Source organism: Paenibacillus sp. FSL M7-0656, assembly GCF_038003225.1.
GTDB classification, from domain to species: domain Bacteria; phylum Bacillota; class Bacilli; order Paenibacillales; family Paenibacillaceae; genus Paenibacillus; species Paenibacillus amylolyticus.
Genome location: NZ_JBBOOT010000001.1, coordinates 3,099,570 through 3,116,321, shown reverse-complemented (window position 1 = coordinate 3,116,321; position 16,752 = coordinate 3,099,570). Strand labels below are relative to the sequence as shown.

Here is a 16,752-nt window from a genome sequence, read left to right as displayed (position 1 = left end):
GAAGTGAAATTAAGGAAGAAAGAGTCAGAACAAGGAAACAGGAAATTACTGTAGGTAGAAGAAGGGAATTGGTTAAAATTGAGCAAATATGGCTTGTGCAAACGTTTGTGCAAATAAAGAACGTTATTGTATGATGTGATTGTTATTGTAGCGCTTACATCAGTGGATTTACATACTTCTTGACTTGTTTACCCCTACACATTGAACGGATAGGTCATCTTGTCTCCCATTTGAGCAAACGTTTGTACAAAATGGAATATGGGATGCAAAACCTGACAACATACGCAGACAAAAGGGTGAAAAGCGCGAACTTTATTGGACCAAGCAGAGGGAAGGGGACATTTTACATGAGAAAATGGCAAGGGGCAACATTGTCCGTCATGATGGCTTTTACATTGGCTGCGTGCTCTACGGGAGGCGGAAGCACATCTCCAACTACGGCAGGTGAGAATCCGGAGGAAGTTGTAGAGCTGACATCCGAGAACCTTCAGCCTGAAGAAGGTGCAACCCTGGTCATCTGGGAGGACAAAAATCAAAGTAGCTTTATTGAACAAAGAGCCAAAAAATTCGAAGAAAAATATGGGGTAACGGTCAAAATGGAGGAATTACCTCCAACCGATCAGGTAACCAAGCTGACGACGGATGGCCCGGCGGGTCTGGCGGCAGATGTGGTTGTTTTCCCGCATGATAAGATTGGTAGCGCTTCAGAGGCGGGACTTATTCTGCCCAATGACATATTCGAAGCGGAGACCGTAGGGAACACCAGCGACAACGCGCTGAAGGCAGTGACGTTCAAGGATATCCTGTACGGCTATCCGTACAGCGTGGAGACCTACGCCCTTTTCTATAACAAGGCACTCTATCCAGAAGCTCCGAAAAACTTTGATGAGATTATCAGTTTCGCCAAGACGTTCAATAATGTGAAGTCCAATCAGTATGCGCTGATGTGGGAATTGCAGCAATTTTACTATAACTATGCGTTCCTGGCTTCACAGGGCGGTTATATTTTTGGAGACAACGGGATGGATAGCGCAGATCTCGGTCTGAATAACGAAGGAGCCCAGAAGGGTGGACAGTTTTTGCAGACGCTGAAGTCGGAAGTGCTGCCGCTCAAGATGGGTGACGTGAACTATGATATCAAAAAAGGATTATTCTCCAGCGGCAAGCTGGCTATGGACATTAACGGTCCGTGGACCATTGCCGATTATCGCAATGCAGGTATTGATTTTGGCGTTGCTCCGCTTCCTGCAATCGATGGTAAACCGATGACCTCCTTCTCAGGTGTTAAAGCCTATTATGTGAATGCATTTACACAATACCCGAATGCGTCGAAGCTCTTGGCAGCGTTCCTTTCCAATGAAGAAGCTCAGATGGAGAACTTTGACCTGAACGGTACACTTCCTGCGAACAAAAACGTAGCTGCTGATCCGAAGTTGCAGGAGGATCCAATCAATAAGGCGTTTTTGGAACAGTTCAACAACTCAACACCGATGCCTTCGCTTCCTGCCATGGACAGCGTATGGGGACCGATCACGTCGGCCATTACGGATATCTGGGATACCGATAAGGACGTGAAGGCATCGCTGGACAATGCCGTGAAACAGATCCAGGAAAGCCTTGCCACCGTCCAATAAGGACGAACGACAAGTGCGAAGATATGCATAAGAGCTGCATAATTGAACTTCATATTTACACCAAAACGTAGAGGACAGAAGAAAGCTGAAGAAGTGAAACTAAAAGCTTTCTGAAAGAAAGCTACTTCGGAAGCATAGGCTCGCCTTTATCACCGATCGGAAGCTTGTTCTGTCATCGGAGTGGTCAGTGTAAGTACACTTTTGTTCAATGTATACAGGTTAGCAATAGGCAGGGAGGAGAGAGCGAATGCAACAGCAGCATGTCCCGGTGCCTGTTGGACCGAACAGGGAAAGACAGCACCGGATGACAGCGGCCATATGTTCCATAATACTGCAAGGTCTTGGACAGCTGTACAATCGACAATGGATTAAGGGAATTTGTCTACTGTTACTGGAGGGAGCGGGGCTTGCGTACCTGCTTCCTCGCCTGTCACAGGCTGTATGGGGCATATGGACACTGGGGGAAAATACACAGCGTTTTGTCAAAGTGAATGGGTCCACCGTACTTCAAAGGGGAGACCATTCCATCTTTTTGCTGCTTGATGGCATTATCGTACTGCTGGTGTTTTTTGTGTTTATTCTGATCTACATCCTGAATATCCGGGATGCGTACGTCACGGGACTCGCGAGGGAAGAAGGCAAGCAGACCCTGGGTGCAGCGGCATCGCTTCGGAACATGATGGACAAAAACTTTCCGTATCTGTTCCTGTCCATCCCGGCACTAGGTATTCTTTTCTTCACCGTTATGCCCATCCTGTTTACGATCACGATCGCGTTTACCAACTATTCGGCCCCGGATCATATTCCGCCAGCCAAACTCGTGGACTGGGTGGGCTTCAAGACGTTCAGTGATCTGATTCAATTGAAATCCTGGAGCCAGACATTCTACGGTGTACTCACTTGGACGGTCATCTGGGCCATTTTGGCTACAGTCACCACCTATTTTGGCGGCGTACTTGTGGCACTGTTGATTGAACAGCGGGGCATACGCTTGAAAAAGCTGTGGCGGACCATGTTTATTCTGCCTTATGCCATCCCGCAGATCATCTCCTTGCTGCTCATGCGTAATCTGTTCAATGGTCAGTTTGGTCCAATTAATACGTACATGAGAGCATTTGGGCTGGAGGGATTACCCTGGCTGACAGATCCGTTCTGGGCCAAGGTTACCGTTATTGTCGTCAACATGTGGATCGGTATTCCGGTCAGTATGGTGCTGATTCTGGGTGTATTAACAGCCATTCCTCGTGATCTCTACGAGGCTGCCGAAGTGGACGGAGCATCCGCGTTTCAGAAATTCCGGATCATTACGATGCCGTTCATTCTTTTTGCCACAACTCCGGTACTCATCATGCAGTTCGCCGGAAATTTCAACAACTTCAATGTCATCTTTCTGCTGACCAACGGAAATCCATTGCGGGGAGACTACCAGTACGCAGGGGCAACGGACCTGCTGGTGACCTGGCTCTATAAACTCACGCTCGACAATAACAAATTCAACATGGCATCAGCAGTAGGCATTATCATCTTCCTCATTATCGCTTCATTCTCCATCTGGAACTTCCGCCGCTCCAAATCATTCAAGGAGGAGGACATGATTCAATGAAGACACGTAATAATCCGCTCCGTTTGGCCCTGAGTTATGTGCTGTTGCTGATCATCGCCGTTGTCTCCATCTACCCGGTGCTCTGGATATTTCTCTCTTCTCTGAGACCTGGTGCGGCATTGTTCAGTGAACGGTTGTGGCCGGAAGCATTCACGCTTACTCATTACGGTGAGCTGTTCAATAACCCGTCCTTTATGTACGGCAGATGGTATATGAATACGCTGAAAATTGCCTTTTTCACGATGATCTTTTCCACGTTGATGGTGACACTTGGGATGTATGCATTGTCCCGCTTCCGCTTCCGTGGACGTAAAACGATTCTCTCCACCATGCTGATCCTCGGGATGTTCCCGAGTTTCATGAGCATGATTGCAATCTATATCATTTTGCTACAAATTAAATTGCTCGACACCCATGCTGCGCTCATCCTGGTCTATTCATCAGGAGCGGTACTGGGCGGATTTATCGTCAAAGGTTTCTTTGACACCATCCCGCGCAGCCTAGACGAAGCGGCGCGCATGGATGGTGCGAGTCACCTGCGAGTATTCACCAGCATCATCCTGCCCTTATCCAAGCCGATGCTTACTTATGTGGCGCTGACCAGTTTCACCGGTGCGTGGATGGACTTTATCTTCGCCCGGCTGGTGCTGCGGACAAAGGAGAACTGGACGCTTGCGGTGGGCATGTGGGATCTGGTCAACCGTTATCAGGACAGTAACTTTACGATGTTTGCTGCGGGGGCGGTACTGATTGCCATTCCAATTACACTGCTGTTCGTTTTCCTACAGCGATTCCTTGTTCAGGGTCTGACGACAGGAGCTTCGAAAGGGTAATACCGTGCCATAACAGCATAGTCAGCCGCGATATCTGCGGCACGCCAACCAGGCACTTCCGTGATGTCATGTCTTTGTCGACTGGCACTGCTGCGGAAGTGCCTGGTTCTGTATGGGCTCAAATCATGATTAGGGAGGAACGTGATGTATGGGCATGATACCATCCAGTGAGCCCGATAACATTGGATACCAAGATGGACAAGCTGCATTGCATAATACTAAAGCTCCGCCAACACTTTGGCGTAATGTTACCTTTCGCAGGATATTGTACGGCTACGGCATCTCGGTTTTTGGGGATTGCTTCAATGGGATTGCGATTAGCCTGTGGGTGTTACAGACCACAGGCAGTGCAAAGAGCATGGCGGCCGTACAGATCTGCAATATGGCTGTCAGTTTTCTGTTTGGATCGGTGGCGGGTACTCGGATGTATTTCGGGGCGTAATGGCGGTACTGATTGCGGTTAGCTTGTTCGGCTGGCATGCTCCGTTTCCGGTGGTGCTGCTGTTGCTCTCACTCTCCATGTTTTCAAGCCTGTTTCAGGCCCCTGCATTCCACGCCTCTGTAGCAAGTATGGTGGGCAGGGAGCATATTCAACAAGCAACTGGAACCATTCATATGGTGGATAATCTTGCCCGAATCAGCGGACTAGCGGCGGCGGGAGTGGCTGTTGCTGCATTTGGCGGATTCGTTGCCATATTAATTACAGGGGCAACCTTTCTGTTGTCCGCAGTCTGTGTGCTGATGGCAGGTCGCTTTCCAGAGGTACAGCGATCCGTTAGTCAGCAGACCACGTTTGCTCAGGAATGGCGTAGTTCGTTTGGCTACATCTATCGGAATCCTTTGATCCGATCCATCGTATTGCTCAATCCGGTGCTGATCTTATTTTTCATGTCAGCTATGATGCTGGTTCAAGTGTTGGCGGGCAAGGTATGGGAGGCAAATCCGGTGCAGTTTGGATTAATTGAGACCTGTATTCCACTCGGATACATGATTGGCTCTGCGCTGCTGATTGCTTCGGGAAAACGATTGAAGCGAAGAGGGAGATGGGTATTTATCGGTCTGATTGTATTAGGGCCGATTTATATTTTTTTGGCGAATGTATCCTCTCCAATCATGGCGTTGCCGTTAATCGTGGGCGGAGGTGCGATGTTCGCGTGCTGTACGATGCTCACCCAGATTATGCTGAGGACAGCCGTTCCGGACGAGCTGCAAGGAAGGGTCTATGGTGTAGTTGGAACAATCACCAGTACAGCGCCTATTCTGGGATTGACGGTTGTCTCCGTATTGGCTGATCAGTGGGGGGCAACTTCTGTGCTGCAAGGCGTGGGCATATTACTGCTGGCGACAGGTATTCTGGCCGCTACAACATTGAAGTCGATTCGAACCTATCAATGACATGTATGATACATCAAATTGATATGAATTGAACCCACATGTACACATTCAACAGAGAGAGGATAGAAGCAATCTAAGCAACCTCGCTAGGTACAGCAAAACCCGGAGCATACGCTGCGTTAGCGTAACTCCGGGTTTAGCTTGTGGACTGAATATTCTATTGCCAGTTTACATTTACAGTCGCTGTACCGCTGGTTGGCGTGGTGAACGTGTGGTTGGAACCACCTTCCCACGTGATGGTCGCTCCATTTTTCTTGAAGAATTTGAACTCCAGTTGTTTCCCGGCTGGCACGCTCACATCATAGTACCAAGTTGGGTAGGCATGGATAACTTGATTGAAAGCAGGGCCAATAGCTGTCGTGCCCGTACTCCAGTTGCCCAGTTCTGCCACGTTACCTGTCAGATAGATGTTCTGACCCAGTGTGGTGGACGCATTGTTAATGACAAATCGTACAGTGACCTGATCACCCGTAAGAATGGTAAAGTTGTTATACGCATTGCTGTTAACGCCGTTCGCAGCTACTTTCACAGCATAATTGCCTGCGGCAACAGCTGGGATCGTTACTTTGATCTGCGTATCTTCCCAGGATGTGATCGCAGCACCGGTAACAGATGTTGTACCGAAGTATACGGTACCTTTGGTGGAGCCGAATCCACGTCCGCTAATGGTAACGACATTACCCGGTTTGCCCATCACCGGACCCACATGCCCGATGGTTGGTGTTGTTTCGCTCGTTGTATACTGCCAGACCGCGGTTGCTCCGGCTGCCAATGTGAAGGAAGAGACGTTGCCATTGGTGGAAGTGATGTTATTACCGTTCAGTGCACCGCCCAGTACATCGGTGTAGTTGCCTGTTGGCAGTGAAGTGCTTAGATTCGCAATGCTTGCTGGTGTGGAGAGATTACGGTTCACCGCAACAACAGCTACACTTTTGCCAAATTTGCGTTCATAAACGTACACATCATTATTGATCCAGCGTTGCTGAGTAGAGCCATAGGCGATTGCTGGATTGGATTTGCGCAGAGGGGCCAGTTTGCTGATCACGTTGAAAGCAGTGGTTGTTTTGGAGAAGGAAGGCATTTTGGCCCGATTATCAGGGTCCCCGTTTCCAGTCAGATACTGCTCGGTACCATAATAGATGGCAGGTACGCCGCGTGAAGTCAGGGTGAAGGCCAGCGCTTGTTCCAGACGACGGTTGTTGACGGCACTTGTTTTGAACCGATCCATATCATGGTTGTCGATGAACGTGACTTGGTCATTCACCTGATTGTAATCTGCCGCTGTGCCTGTAATCATCGAATCCAGAGCATACATGTTGGATGTGTTATCCCGGAAGACGTCACGCACGGCAGAGTTAAAGCGGAAATCGAGCAGGCTCATCCCGGATTCATTGGCAAATTCCGTGTTATCCGCATCCGATGCAGCGGATCCCAGGAACCATTCACCAAAGGTGAATACAGGTTTATGTGCATAGATGGAAGACATCCAGCTCTTTTGCCAGCCGAGAGGCATATGTTTCACCGCATCAACACGAATGCCATCCACGCCCATATCGAGCCATAGCTTGATTGCATCTTTGAAATATTGATCAATGGTACTGTTATTGTGATTCTGGTCAGCGAGGTCATAGAGGTTTTTGTAGATACCATTCTCCAGGGAGGAAAAATCGGAGCCGCCGTTGTGATGGAAATATCCATTTGTATCATTTGTGTATCCGCCAACAAGATTACCGTTATCGTACAACTTGCCATTCTCAGCAAAGGATGTATCGGTTTCCATGGCAGGAGACGTATGGTTCGGTGCAAAGTCAATGACGATCTTGATGCCTTTGGCATGAGCGGTTGTAATCAGATTTTGAAAGTCAGCCATCGTTCCGAAATAAGGATTGGTCTTCTTGAAATCACGTGCCCAGTAACCATGATACGCTGTGTTGATCACGCCGCCGTAGTTGATGGTAGCGAAGATATTTTCGACCGGTTGGGAGATCCACAGTGCCGTAACGCCCAGATCGCTAAAATAGTTATCGTTGATTTTGTTGATCAAACCCTGCCAGTCGCCTCCGCAATACAACTTCAGGTTACTACAAGTGGCATCGTAGGCAGCTCCGGTAGGATTGTTGGAAGGATTTCCGTCCAGGAAGCGGTCCGTAAAGATCTGATAGATGACGTCTGTACTAAAGTTCTGCTTGTTGGTAACCGCGGTATCCGCATCGGCATAGATCGCTGAAGCAGGCAGATAGGGAAGTGCGCCCCCTGCAAGTAAACTGAGTGTCAGTGTTGTGCTGAGGAGTACACGTTTGGCCATTTGAAACATAGTAATCCACCCTTCACGTGAATGTAGTAGTTTAGATAAACAACCAACCTGGCTCTTGAATAATAGCGCTTTCAATACAGCAAAGTGTTACGCAGTGGATTGAAGACTTCCCTCCTTTTGACACGCCAACAACCCCGGCATCTCCTTCGGGAGTTACCGGGGTTGTCCTAAACCGCTCAGGTTTAAAAGCATGGCCCTCGAGTTATGATCACAACGTTATCGTAAGAAATATTGGATCTTATGTCAATAACTTTTTTGGGAGCATTTATTTTCTATTTTTATGTTTACAAAAGCACGTCCGGGGATTTAAACTATTCGCAGATTCACAATATAAGGGCTATGTATCCCGGGACACTTACGTGTTTTCTAGGACAACCCCGTCTCTTCTGAGGCGGGGTTATTTGTATTATGCAGTCGAATTGGGAGAAGAGAGGCGGTTGATGATCGTTGAGTACCCATTCTGTCATCGAATGTTTGGAAGGCATTCAGGCGTCGCGGCTGGGCAATATCCGCAACATTTATGTGTACCTCCCGCCCGGTTACCATGAGCAGGCAGCTCGGCATTATCCGGTTCTGTACGTTCATGCGGGGCAGCGGGCTTTTGGTCCATCCGGGCCAGGCAATGAAACATGGAATATGGACCAGACAGCAGACGGTCTTATTTCCTCCGGGCAGATTGAATCACTGATTATTGTGGGCATTACGCATGTCCGTCCAGTCACGCACAACGAATTCTATCACTTCGTCGCTCCGGAGAGAGAGGCCGTGAGTGTGGGGTGTTCAGGCATCGCCTATGAGCATTTCATCATTCATGAGCTCAAGCCGATCATTGATCATCGTTACCGGACGTTCCCGGACAATCAGAATACCGGGCTGTTAGGTTCATCTGCCGCGGCGCTTTGTACATTGCACATGGGGATGCGAAATCCGGATGTTTTTGGAAAACTGATCATGATGTCGCCATTCTATGTAGATGTGCAGCTGGACGAAACATCGGAGAGCGGACTGTTGGAAGAAAACATGTATCGCTTGCCAGAAGAGGTACCCGACGTTCGAATGTGGATGGATATTGGAGATATGGAAGGATTGTTTCTGCCTTCTCAGGTCAGAAGGGTAGCTCATCAATTACTTGAACGCGGAGTAGGATCGTGTGAGGAATTGGCATTTCTGGAACAGCAGGGTGCCTGCCATCAGGAAGGTGACTGGGGAGCACGCGTTCACCTCCCGTTACTGTACATGTTCGGCCACGTGGGTAAGCCCTCCTCGCTCGAACTGCTTGGAAGGGATGTCATCGGACTAGAGGGTGGAATGACCGTGTGTATCAATGCACAAATGCACTACGAGAGTGGGTTGGTTCAGAGTCTGCTGCATGGGAATTATACTTCGAGTGACCCGAATGTGCTTCAGGTTCATGCGAGTGGAGAGTTGGTTCCTGTCGGTATTGGAAGTGCATCCATCACGCTGACTGTGGGGGAACTGTCTGCTACACGCATCTATACCGTCGTTTCTGAATTGTCAACTCACGTAGAGGTCTGCATTCGTGCAGAGGTAGCTCCCGACGAAGACTCGGAGGAAACGATATATGGTGGGATGGGTATGAAGCTTGTCCGTTCTGGTAAAGGTCGATATGAAGGTAGTTACCGAGTCCCGCGTGATAGTGGGTTCTCCTTCCGGTTTACACGTGGTTTCCGCCGTTTCGAGACCGATGTGGATGGCAAACCTATTGCCAATCGGGTATTTCGAGCGACAGATGATATGTCTGTGCATTACCTAATCCAATCCTGGGGCAGTACGTCAGCCAAAACGGGAACAGGAGGCCCAAAATGATCATTCCTTCATTCGCTCCAGTGCTGGACATTCCTTATTATTATCCCTGCAATTTTCCTCTGATTCATGAAGTGCTCCATCGACAAGGATCCATCACAAGTCTTGCACTGCTGGCGGCAAGTCGGTTGTACAGCCTTCCTTCGTGCGGGGATAACGGACTGGTGAAGCCTTATTTTCACAAACTGGATTATGTAGAGCCAATCTGGGAGATGTATGGTCAGCGACAGCTGGAAAGCTTCGAGGAAGGCAAGACGCAGATCCGGCAGTATATTGGCGAAGGTGGGCTTTTTTTGGCTACAGGAACCAGTTATCACTTGCCTTACTGTGAGGATTATCAGAATCCCGAGTACATTCGCAAACATGTGAAGCAGGGCTCCCGACTACATCTGGTAGACCATTGGATTGCTGTATATGGTCTGGAAGATGAGCATGTTCACGTCTACGATCCCGTGCCCTCCAAGTATAAGGGAAAGGTTACTCAAAAGGCCTTTCATGACTTCTGGAAAGGTAACCAAAGCATACCTGAGCTTGCGCAGGCCAAACGCAAAGAAGAACTCCGAACGTATGGAACCATGGACATTCGGGCGACTGTGAAGCTGGACTCTGACGGTTACCGAGACATGTTGATCCAGGCGTTAACAACGCAGATTGAAGAATTTCTGACAGGCCGGACGATTACGCAAGGAGAGCGTAATTTTCATTTTGGACATGCGGTGTCTCTGCGACTCTTAGATGCACTGCATGGGGCGAATGAAGGGGATCAGGCCAATGAAATGTTAATATCGGGTCTGCTGTTTGATATGCGATGGAGTCGATATTTTCTTCGAGATCTTCTTCAGGAGTCTGCCTTATGGCTCGGTTCTCCATTTGATCAATATGCGAGAGAATTCAGCGAGATCATTGTACGTTGGGAGAAGGCCTATAATATGCTTCAGGTCAGTCGGATAAAGCAGCGTGAGCAGTGGAAAGTACAGCTAACAAGTGTAATTAAAATGTTGGTCACCGATGAATGGCAATGGTATGAGTCACTTCGACAGTCCATACCTCAGGCAGATTGCTTCCCACGTCAGGCCGTGTTAATGATTGGACAAGAACACAGGGAGGATTTGCTCCGTATCGTATTGGATAGTTGCCGGGAGTTAAACGCGTACCATAATACAACGATTCCACTTGGTGAGGGTGGTAACGCTCCACTGTACGGACGAAGTGGGCAACTGGATTCGCTGGAACTCGTGTCATTGCTTGCAGTGGTAGAGCAGGGAATCGAAGATCGATGGGGAACGGGGATGGGAGCCGCACTGGCGGAGATGGCTACTGCTTCCATGCCTGAAAGCCCATATCAGACCGTAGATTCACTTGTTGATTATCTCGCACAGCAATGGGCGCCTGACGGTAAGGAGGATGCAAGATGTTGAACCAATTCTTGCTTGAACGATTCGCGGAACAGGGACAGCAACCTGCGCTGATCTGGAAAGATCAGGAGTACAGCTATCGGTGGCTGCTGGAACAGGTTGGCATCATGAGTAAGTGGATTACAGCAGAAAAGCTGACTGGGCAACTTGTAACGCTGGAGGAAGATTATTCTCCCTATGCAGCGGCAGCATTGGTTGCTTTGCTCGGACAAGGGTGTATCGTGCTCCCCATGGATCGGAACCTGGTTGAAGCCAAACGAGAGGAATATATCCAGCTGGCACAGGTGAAGTGGCGTTTGGGCGTTGAAGAAGGCAAGTTGTGCATTCGGCAAACGTGTGAATTATCTGGAGAGTTTCCTATGTTGTTATCCTCGCTGGCACAAGAAGGCGTAGGCGGACTTGTACTCTTTTCATCCGGATCAACCGGAGTGAGTAAAGCGACTGTGCATCGTGCAGATCGGCTGTTACATGGTTTTCGGCGGCAGGTTCGGCCTTTGCGAACGATTCCTTTTATGATGTTTGATCATATCGGCGGTGTGAATACAATGCTGCAATCCCTGTCCAGTGGGGGCTGTCTCTGTATCATTGCAGATCGATCTCCCGAAGAAGTGTGCCGAACGATTGAGAAGTTTCGTGTGCAGGCTCTTCCGGTCTCTCCAACATTTATGAATCTGTTGCTGCTGGGTAGAAATGATGAGGGGTATGATCTGTCGAGTCTCGAAGTTGTGTCATACGGATCGGAAGTGATGCCTGAATCCGTACTGGCAGCCTGGAACCGGAGATTTCCACAACTAAGGACGATACAAGCCTATGGCATGTCTGAACTTGGCATTCTGCCAACCCGCTCCAAAGAGCCAGGCTCGCTACTGTTTTCCATTCAAGATGAAGGGGTCAAGTACCGGGTGGTGGAAGGAGAATTGCAGATCCATACCGAAACTGCGATGATCGGATATTTGAATGCACCTTCACCTTTTACAGAGGACGGGTGGCTACGTACTGGGGATGAAGCTGTGCTGGAGCAGGGTTACATTCGTATTCTGGGACGTCGTTCCGAGATCATTAACGTAGGGGGACGGAAAGTGTATCCTGCCGAGGTCGAGGGTGTTCTGGAAGAGATGGAATGTATTGAAGCGGCCGTAGTTTCGGGAGAACAGAGTGGTATCACGGGTCAGAGGGTGAAGGTGACTATCCGGCTGGCTACAGAATGTACTCTCACCGATCTGCGGCGATCCATCTGGGAATATTGTCAGGACAAGCTGCCTTCATACAAGATTCCGCAGAAAATTGTAATTACACAGGGAGCGCTCGTAAGTTCAAGAATGAAGAAAATACGAAAACCAATGACTTCGACACCCTTCGCCTCGGCTGGGAAATAGGTCGCAGCCTCGAAGAGTTTCACCTTGCTTGAATCGGTATCGCTAACGAACCTCAAACATCGTATTGAGGGGATAATCAAGAAAAGTAAAACCTAACGAATCTCAGTAACGTTATTGCTTCAAAAATACGGCTTCGGGTCTCGAAAATCGACGTATTGGGCGAAATAAGGTCTCTCTGATTCGTTAGGCATTTAACCCGCGTATAATGAAGCGAATAAGGTGTGCTGGGTTTGTTAGGATATGACGTATAAGATACAGAAGAGGCTGTCCTTGGTCGTAAATATGACCTGGAGGACAGCCCTTTGAAGTTATTTTCCCTTGTTAGCTGTATTTATCTCAGGCCTCAGCTGGTTGTTTAACCTCAAGTTGCATCAGGGAGAATCCGTATGCTTCCAGATCGAGGGTCAGTTTATTTTGACGAGCTTCCACGGTGTTTGATGTGAACAGATTTCGCCAGATGCTATGATCTCCCAAGGGGAGTTCAAGGGTGCATGGTTCATCACCCGCATTAAGAACAAGAAGCATGCGCTCTCCCGTATGCGAATCCAATCGTTCGATGGCAAGACAAGGGTCTCCGGCTTTTGCATATACAATCTTCAGTTCCGTGCTGCGCAGGGCAGGGTGCTCTTTACGAAGGGCAATGGTACGGGTGAAGAATTCCAGAAGCTCGCGATTCTGCTTGGTCTCATCCCACTCCATACACTTGCGGCAACCCGGATCATATCCTCCATCAAGTCCCACTTCGTCTCCATAATAGATACATGGCACACCTGGATACGTAAGCAGTAACGTAACGGCAAGTTTCATCTTGCGCTCGTCTCCATCACATAAGGTCAGCAGTCTGGCGGTATCATGACTTCCGAGCAGATTGAAGGCGGCTTCCGTTACAGGCTGTGAATAGGCTGCAAGCAGTTTGCCGATCTCATTTGCGAATCCAAGTCCATCGAGCTTGCCATGCACCGTATAGTCCAATACCGAATTGGTAAACGGATAATTCATCACGGCATCGAACTGGTCTCCCTGAAGCCACATGAGCGAATCATGCCAGATCTCACCGAGCAGATAGGCGTCAGGTTTAATGGCTTTTACCGTCTGACGGAATTCGCGCCAGAACTGATGATCCACCTCATTCGCCACATCGAGCCGCCATCCGTCAATGTCCATCTCCTCAATCCAGAAACGTCCTACCTCTAATAGGTATGCCTTCACTTCAGGGTGTTCCGTGTTCAGTTTCGGCATGAGCGGTTCAAAGGCAAAGGTGTCATAAGTCGGTATGCCATCCTCCACACGCGGCGGCCAGTCCTTGATATAGAACCAATCTGCGTAGGGGGAAGAGGGACCGTTCTTCATGACATCTACAAAAGGAGGGAACTCTCTGCCGGAATGATTGAATACCGCATCCAGAACAACGCGTATGCCGCGCTGATGACAGGCGTCCACGAACGCTTTGAACTGTTCATTGGTACCAAAGTGAGGATCAACCTTCATGTAATCGCCTGTATTGTATTTGTGATTCGTAGTGGCCTCAAACAACGGACAGAAATAAATGGCATTGATGCCGAGCTGACTTATATGATCTAGATGATCCAGCACACCTTGGAGATCGCCGCCGAAGAAGTTCACCGGTGTAGGTTCTCCTCCCCAGGGTTCAGCATTTTTGGGACTGAGGGATGGATCACCATTGGCATAACGTTCAGGGAAAATCTGATAAAACACAGCGTCCTTAACCCAGGCAGGCGGTTCAAAAATGTCGACTGGATTCATAAATGGAAAATCAAAGAATTCGAGCGGATGATCAGGCAGCGCCTGCTCGAATCCGCGCTCCGTCATCCAGACCGATTCCTCTCCTTGAATCAGTTGGAAACCATACCGTAATCGGCGATAGGGAGGTGAAGTCTCAGCTTCCCAATAATCGAACATTTCATCCCGGGCAAAGATTTGCATAGGGATGTGTGTGATCGTCCGATCCCAGGCATATTTGTCTCCCGTAATCGCAATCACCGCATCCAGGTTCCCACGTTTGGACCGAAGTCGGAGGTGCATGGTCGAGCGGTCATACGCATAGGACCAATTGAGTTTGGGGCGATGGTAAACGGCTTCAAGAATCATGTAAATCACTCCTCGTCAGATGATGAAATTCAGATAAAAGTGGCCATTAAACGCAAAAAAAGGCACAACCTCAATTGTTCACGAGGTTGTACCTTTCGGCAGCATAGCCTTTTGATTATAGTGCTATTATACGAACTAACGCAGCAAAAGAAAACACTTTTTTTCCTTAAATTTCAAATTGTTTTATTCGAAATGTAGGACGCATATCTGCAATTACTGTTTTTTATAAATCAAATCCAAGTTTATTGGCGTATGCAGAGAATTCTTTGTGAAATTTCTCGATATTTTTCTTGCCGGTAGCAATTTTGGCATTGGCTTGTTTCAGGACAGCGCTGTTTACCGTTGTTTTGGAGACAGATTTTTTAGCGAGTTGGAATCCTTCCAGCTGTGTATAGCTACCTTTGATCAAGTTGGCATGGATTTTTTGCAATTCCGCATTTTGCGGTTTGATCATCTTCAGCTTGGATACATATTTGGTGTAGTTAGGAATCGCTGTATTGGTCAGTTTCAGGAAAACGGACTTGCGATTGGATGATGTGATGTAAAATCCACCTCCCAAAGCATTGAAGGCTCTCTCCTCATATACCGATGCCATATCCAACTGATCAAGGTAGCCCAGGAAATCTTCTTCTTCGACTGTAGGGATCGGTTCTTGTTCTGACGTGTCAATTTCTTCATAGTATTCGTCTTCCGAATATGTAGTGGTTGAGTCATCCGCAGCAGCGGCATAGGACCCTACAGGTGCGAACACCCCGCCGAGCAAGACAAAACTCATAATGATTGATAGTACCCATGATTTCTTCACGTGTTAATATCCCCTAACTATAGATGTGATTTTATTCCAATGGATAATCTAACATAGTACAACAAGAAATTACAGGAATTGTTTTACAGTAAATTCATCAGTCAAACGCATATGAATGAATAATGAGTCACTAGCAAAAAGGACATGTATTAGATGAAACTAAAAGTAAAAAGAGAGATTTGTATATTTCGTAGGTAAGAAAAAAATTACATATATGGTTTGTGTGGAGGCGTATTGTATCGATATATATTGTATTGGTTTAGTTAATTTATCTTTATTTAATGTTGTTTTATGAAGTTACAGAGTTCGACAGGGAGTGAGAAGTTTTTCCAAATAAAATGCTTGTATAATGATTTCATCTCCATTACAATACAATTGATAATGAGATTCAATATCAATTAGATAAAAAAGGGGAGACGGATTTCATGTATAAAGTAAAGAAAAAGCTATACATTTATGCAGCACTTATTCTGATGATTTCATTACTTGCTGGTTGTGCTTCGGGTGGAAGTGCCGAGACAACGAATACGTCCAGCCAAGCTGCAAGCAGCAATGAGAGCAATAATGAAAGTGATACAACTGCCAGTGCGACTGAAGATCAGACCCGAGTGATCAAACATGCCATGGGCGAAACCACAATCAAGGGAACCCCGCAAAAGATCGTGACACTGTTCCAGGGTGCGAATGATGCCGTTGTTGCACTTGGCGTGAAACCGACAGGCGTGGTGGAATCCTGGGTTCAGCAGCCAGTCTATGAGTATCTGAGAGCAGATCTGGACGGAGTTCCACAAGTAGGACAGGAATCGCAACCCAATCTGGAAGAGATCAACAAGTTGAAACCCGACTTGATTATTGCTACGAAGATCAGACATGAAGAGATCTATGAGCAACTGTCGCAGATCGCACCTACGGTAGTGACGGAGACGCTTTTTGACTGGAAAGAAACGGTGAAAACTGTTGGGGAAGCGATGAATAGGGTTGAGCAATCGGATAAATTGTTGTCTGATTGGGATGGCCGTGTAGCTGATTTCAAAGAGAAAATGGGGGATCGTCTGCCAATTGAAGCAACCATCACGAACTTTAGAGCCGATCAAGTTCGTATTTTCTACATGGGATATGCAGGTAAGATTCTGAATGAACTTGGGTTCACCAGACCTGCCGGACATGACGCAGACACATGGGGAGTTGAATTGACTTCCAAAGAAAACATTCCAGATATGAATGCAGACATGATCTTCAACTTCAATTCAGGCACAGAAACAGATGCCATTCAGAAAAATTATGATGATTGGACCAGCAGTCCACTGTGGAAAAACCTTGATGCAGTCAAGAACAACCAACTGGTTCAGGTCGATGAAGTGGCCTGGAACATGGCAGGTGGATACACATCGGCCAACATGATGCTGGACGATCTATATAAGCAGTTCAACCTGAACTAACTAAC

At 47.8% G+C, this 16,752-nt stretch carries 12 protein-coding genes; 9 read left to right on the top strand and 3 right to left on the bottom strand.

Annotation, left to right across the window (positions count from 1 at the left end; translation table 11 throughout):
* The first annotated feature begins 347 nt into the window (after positions 1–347).
* From MHI01_RS13825 to MHI01_RS13805, 5 genes are all read left to right on the top strand, one after another.
* Positions 348–1,634 (top strand): sugar ABC transporter substrate-binding protein, encoded by a 1,287-nt coding sequence (locus tag MHI01_RS13825; RefSeq protein ID WP_340983394.1) that lies wholly within the window; start codon positions 348–350, stop codon positions 1,632–1,634.
* Positions 1,635–1,881: 247 nt separating this feature from the next.
* Positions 1,882–3,237, top strand: coding sequence for a sugar ABC transporter permease (locus tag MHI01_RS13820; RefSeq protein ID WP_340983393.1), 1,356 nt, complete (start codon positions 1,882–1,884; stop codon positions 3,235–3,237).
* The gene (locus tag MHI01_RS13815; protein WP_340983392.1) at positions 3,234–4,070 is read left to right on the top strand and encodes a sugar ABC transporter permease; all 837 of its coding nucleotides are present in this window, start codon (positions 3,234–3,236) and stop codon (positions 4,068–4,070) included. The genes MHI01_RS13820 and MHI01_RS13815 overlap by 4 nt, the downstream gene beginning before the upstream one ends.
* Positions 4,071–4,218: 148 nt before the next feature.
* Positions 4,219–4,512, top strand: coding sequence for a hypothetical protein (locus MHI01_RS13810; protein WP_340983391.1), 294 nt, complete (start codon positions 4,219–4,221; stop codon positions 4,510–4,512).
* Positions 4,512–5,465 carry an MFS transporter gene (locus tag MHI01_RS13805; protein ID WP_340983390.1) on the top strand — a complete coding sequence of 318 codons (954 nt, stop codon included), beginning with the start codon at positions 4,512–4,514 and terminating at the stop codon, positions 5,463–5,465. The genes MHI01_RS13810 and MHI01_RS13805 overlap by 1 nt, the downstream gene beginning before the upstream one ends.
* Before the next feature lie 157 nt (positions 5,466–5,622).
* Here MHI01_RS13805 and MHI01_RS13800 read toward each other — a convergent pair whose 3' ends face one another.
* Complete coding sequence (locus MHI01_RS13800) at positions 5,623–7,779, bottom strand: alpha-amylase family glycosyl hydrolase (RefSeq protein ID WP_340983389.1); 2,157 nt, start codon at positions 7,777–7,779, stop codon at positions 5,623–5,625.
* 447 nt (positions 7,780–8,226) lie between these two features.
* Here MHI01_RS13800 and MHI01_RS13795 point away from each other — a divergent pair, with 447 nt between their 5' ends.
* From MHI01_RS13795 to MHI01_RS13785, 3 genes are read left to right on the top strand one after another with little or no spacing between them, the layout of a single operon-like run.
* On the top strand, positions 8,227–9,606 hold the full coding sequence (locus MHI01_RS13795; RefSeq protein ID WP_340983388.1) for an alpha/beta hydrolase-fold protein: 1,380 nt from the start codon (positions 8,227–8,229) through the stop codon (positions 9,604–9,606).
* Positions 9,603–11,021: a hypothetical protein gene (locus tag MHI01_RS13790; RefSeq protein WP_340983387.1), complete on the top strand. Its 1,419-nt coding sequence runs from the start codon at positions 9,603–9,605 to the stop codon at positions 11,019–11,021. Before MHI01_RS13795 ends, MHI01_RS13790 begins: the two co-directional genes overlap by 4 nt.
* Entirely contained in the window at positions 11,015–12,394 is a 1,380-nt protein-coding gene (locus MHI01_RS13785) for an ANL family adenylate-forming protein (RefSeq protein WP_340983386.1), read from the top strand. The genes MHI01_RS13790 and MHI01_RS13785 overlap by 7 nt, the downstream gene beginning before the upstream one ends.
* Before the next feature lie 336 nt (positions 12,395–12,730).
* Here the strand turns inward: MHI01_RS13785 and MHI01_RS13780 are convergent, their stop codons facing one another.
* Positions 12,731–14,503, bottom strand: coding sequence for an alpha-glycosidase (locus MHI01_RS13780; RefSeq protein ID WP_340983385.1), 1,773 nt, complete (start codon positions 14,501–14,503; stop codon positions 12,731–12,733).
* A gap of 223 nt (positions 14,504–14,726) precedes the next feature.
* On the bottom strand, positions 14,727–15,308 hold the full coding sequence (locus tag MHI01_RS13775) for a hypothetical protein (RefSeq protein ID WP_047841757.1): 582 nt from the start codon (positions 15,306–15,308) through the stop codon (positions 14,727–14,729).
* Between the two features lie 425 nt (positions 15,309–15,733).
* Between MHI01_RS13775 and MHI01_RS13770 the strand changes: the two genes are divergently transcribed.
* Positions 15,734–16,747 carry an ABC transporter substrate-binding protein gene (locus MHI01_RS13770; RefSeq protein WP_076253445.1) on the top strand — a complete coding sequence of 338 codons (1,014 nt, stop codon included), beginning with the start codon at positions 15,734–15,736 and terminating at the stop codon, positions 16,745–16,747.
* Positions 16,748–16,752 lie beyond the last annotated feature (5 nt).

Excerpts from the sequence above, each read along its gene's own strand:
- MHI01_RS13790 (WP_340983387.1), top strand. The coding sequence starts at position 9,603 with ATGATCATTCCTTCATTCGCTCCAGTGCTGGACATTCCTTATTATTAT.
- MHI01_RS13805 (WP_340983390.1), top strand. The coding sequence starts at position 4,512 with ATGGCGGTACTGATTGCGGTTAGCTTGTTCGGCTGGCATGCTCCGTTT.
- MHI01_RS13820 (WP_340983393.1), top strand. The coding sequence starts at position 1,882 with ATGCAACAGCAGCATGTCCCGGTGCCTGTTGGACCGAACAGGGAAAGA.
- MHI01_RS13785 (WP_340983386.1), top strand. The coding sequence starts at position 11,015 with ATGTTGAACCAATTCTTGCTTGAACGATTCGCGGAACAGGGACAGCAA.
- MHI01_RS13770 (WP_076253445.1), top strand. The coding sequence starts at position 15,734 with ATGTATAAAGTAAAGAAAAAGCTATACATTTATGCAGCACTTATTCTG.
- MHI01_RS13780 (WP_340983385.1), bottom strand. The coding sequence starts at position 14,503 with ATGATTCTTGAAGCCGTTTACCATCGCCCCAAACTCAATTGGTCCTAT.
- MHI01_RS13815 (WP_340983392.1), top strand. The coding sequence starts at position 3,234 with ATGAAGACACGTAATAATCCGCTCCGTTTGGCCCTGAGTTATGTGCTG.
- MHI01_RS13800 (WP_340983389.1), bottom strand. The coding sequence starts at position 7,779 with ATGTTTCAAATGGCCAAACGTGTACTCCTCAGCACAACACTGACACTC.
- MHI01_RS13810 (WP_340983391.1), top strand. The coding sequence starts at position 4,219 with ATGGGCATGATACCATCCAGTGAGCCCGATAACATTGGATACCAAGAT.
- MHI01_RS13825 (WP_340983394.1), top strand. The coding sequence starts at position 348 with ATGAGAAAATGGCAAGGGGCAACATTGTCCGTCATGATGGCTTTTACA.